We start from the raw sequence: 2,050 nt of genomic DNA, 5'->3' as shown, positions 1-2,050 counted from the left end.
ATCGACCGACGGGCACTGCCCGAACCCGGCTCGCAGCGCCCCGACCTGGACGTGGCGTACGTGGAGCCGACGACGAACGAGGAACGGCTCGTCGCCGGGGTGTTCGCCACCGTCCTCGGCATCGACCGGGTCGGCACGCGCGACAGCTTCTTCGACCTGGGTGGCACGTCGTTGCAGTCGGCCGCCGTGGCCACGCGCATCGACGAGGTCGCGGACGTCGTCGTGCCCGTGTCGCAGATCCACCGCACGCCGACACCGCAGGGGCTGGGCCGCTGGCTGACCACCGCACCCCGCCGTACGGAGGCCGGCCCGGCCGCCGGTCAGACCCGTCAGCGCCCGGGCCCGGTTCCGCTCGCGCAGCAGGTGGCGAAGTGCCTGATGTCGCCCCTGGAGGTCGTCGTCCCGGTCACCTGGTGGATCGAGGGTGAGCTGGACCTGCGCGCGCTGATGGCCGCGCTCGGCGACGTGCACCGCCGGCACGAGGCACTGCACGCCCGCTACCGACGCGTCGACCCGCCCGTCGCACTCATCCCGCCGAACCCCGGCATGCCCCAGCTCCGGCTCCTCACCGACGCCACCAGCGAACAGGAAGCCCTGGACCAACTCGCCGAAGCGGTGCAACAACCACTCGACTACACCCAGGGCCGCAACTGGCGGGCCGCCCTCATCCGCGAGAAATCCACCGGCCGGACCCTGTTCGGCATCGGCATCCACCACATCGCCTTCGACGGCTGGTCGTACGCGCTGCTGGTGCGCGACCTCGGCCACGCGTACGCGGCCCGGTTGTCGGGTGCGACTCCGGTCTGGGAACGGCCGGCACCGACGCTGCGGCAGTCGTACGACGAATACGCCCGGCTGCGCGAGGCCGCCGACCTGGAGACCCAGCGGGCGTACTGGCGTGAACAGTTGCGGGGCCTGCCCCGCCAGGGCCACGGCCAGCCCACGGCGTCGCTGGAACAGGCACTGGCGTGGGGCCCGAAGGCCGGACACATCGTCACCGTCACCCCCGAGGTCATGCGCCGCTGGGATCGCGCGGCACGGGAACAGCGGTTCAGCCGCTCCAGCTACTTCGTCGCCGCATTCGCCTCCGCGCTGCGCGCCGTCCACCACCAAGACGACATCGGCCTGCTGATGGTCGTGGCGAAGCGGGGCAGCCGCGTCCTCGACTCCGCCTTCACCACCCGGCTGAACCTCAACTGCGTCCGGGTCCGGTTCGACGGGCCGGAGGACGACAAGCTGGTCCTGCGGGTCAACGAGACGATCACCGACCTCATGCAGGCCCAGGACGTCCCCTTCGCGGAGACCGCCGACGACCCCGCCGCCGGGCTCTCCGGCGAGGTGGTCGCCAGCCTGCCGACCTTCGTGTTCCAGGACAACGTGGTGCTTCCGCTGGAACTGCCCGGCTGCCGGGCCGAGGAGGTCGTCGACCCGTACGCCCGGGAGGTGCCCAACGGACTCACCGTCGAGGTGCTCCCCCGCGCAGACCATGCCCTCCTGCGGGTCACCATCCGCACCGACTACCTGCCGTACAGCTTCGCGGAGGAACTGAACGGCCACATGCTGCGCTTCCTCGAAGCCGGACCCGCGGTGGCCCCCACCGCCGACTGAACTCGCCCTCGTCCACACCGGACTGCTCGTCATGCCGTGGACGCGGCAGCCCCGCGCCCACGGAGTTCGTGTTTCGCCCGGCGCGCCTGTTGCAGGCGGCGCCGGCCCTGATCGGAGGTTGGCTCATGTCTGTCGGGTTCGTTGGTGGTCAGGCCCAGGCCGCGGGGGGCGCCGGGACCGGCACCGACTTCGAGGTCCTCGACCTGGTGGGCGACCTGCGTCGGCCGACAACGTGGCCGGCCCCGGCCGCGTCGGAGTTCCGGACGGTGAACCTGCCCGACCTGGCGGGTGCGGAGTCCGCCGGCGCGGTGGTGCTGGCCGGTGTCGTGGGTGTGCTCGCCCGGTACACCGGTCAGGGCGAGGTGGTGGTGGGCCTGTCGTCGGGTGGTGTGTTGCGGGTGGGCGTGGCGGGTGATCCGGGGTTCGGGGTGTTGGTGTCGCG

At 72.1% G+C, this 2,050-nt stretch carries 2 protein-coding genes; both read left to right on the top strand.

The window, feature by feature from the left end; translation table 11 throughout:
* On the top strand, window positions 1–1,608 hold a 1,608-nt coding region (locus ACGFZ2_RS34310), incomplete at its 5' end, for a condensation domain-containing protein (RefSeq protein ID WP_393461026.1).
* Window positions 1,609–1,733: 125 nt separating this feature from the next.
* On the top strand, window positions 1,734–2,050 hold a 317-nt coding region (locus ACGFZ2_RS34305), incomplete at its 3' end, for a hypothetical protein (RefSeq protein WP_393461023.1).

Source organism: Micromonospora sp. NPDC048063 (genome assembly GCF_043202855.1).
Classification (GTDB): Bacteria; Actinomycetota; Actinomycetes; order Mycobacteriales; family Micromonosporaceae; genus Micromonospora.
This window is presented reverse-complemented; position numbering and strand designations above follow the sequence as displayed.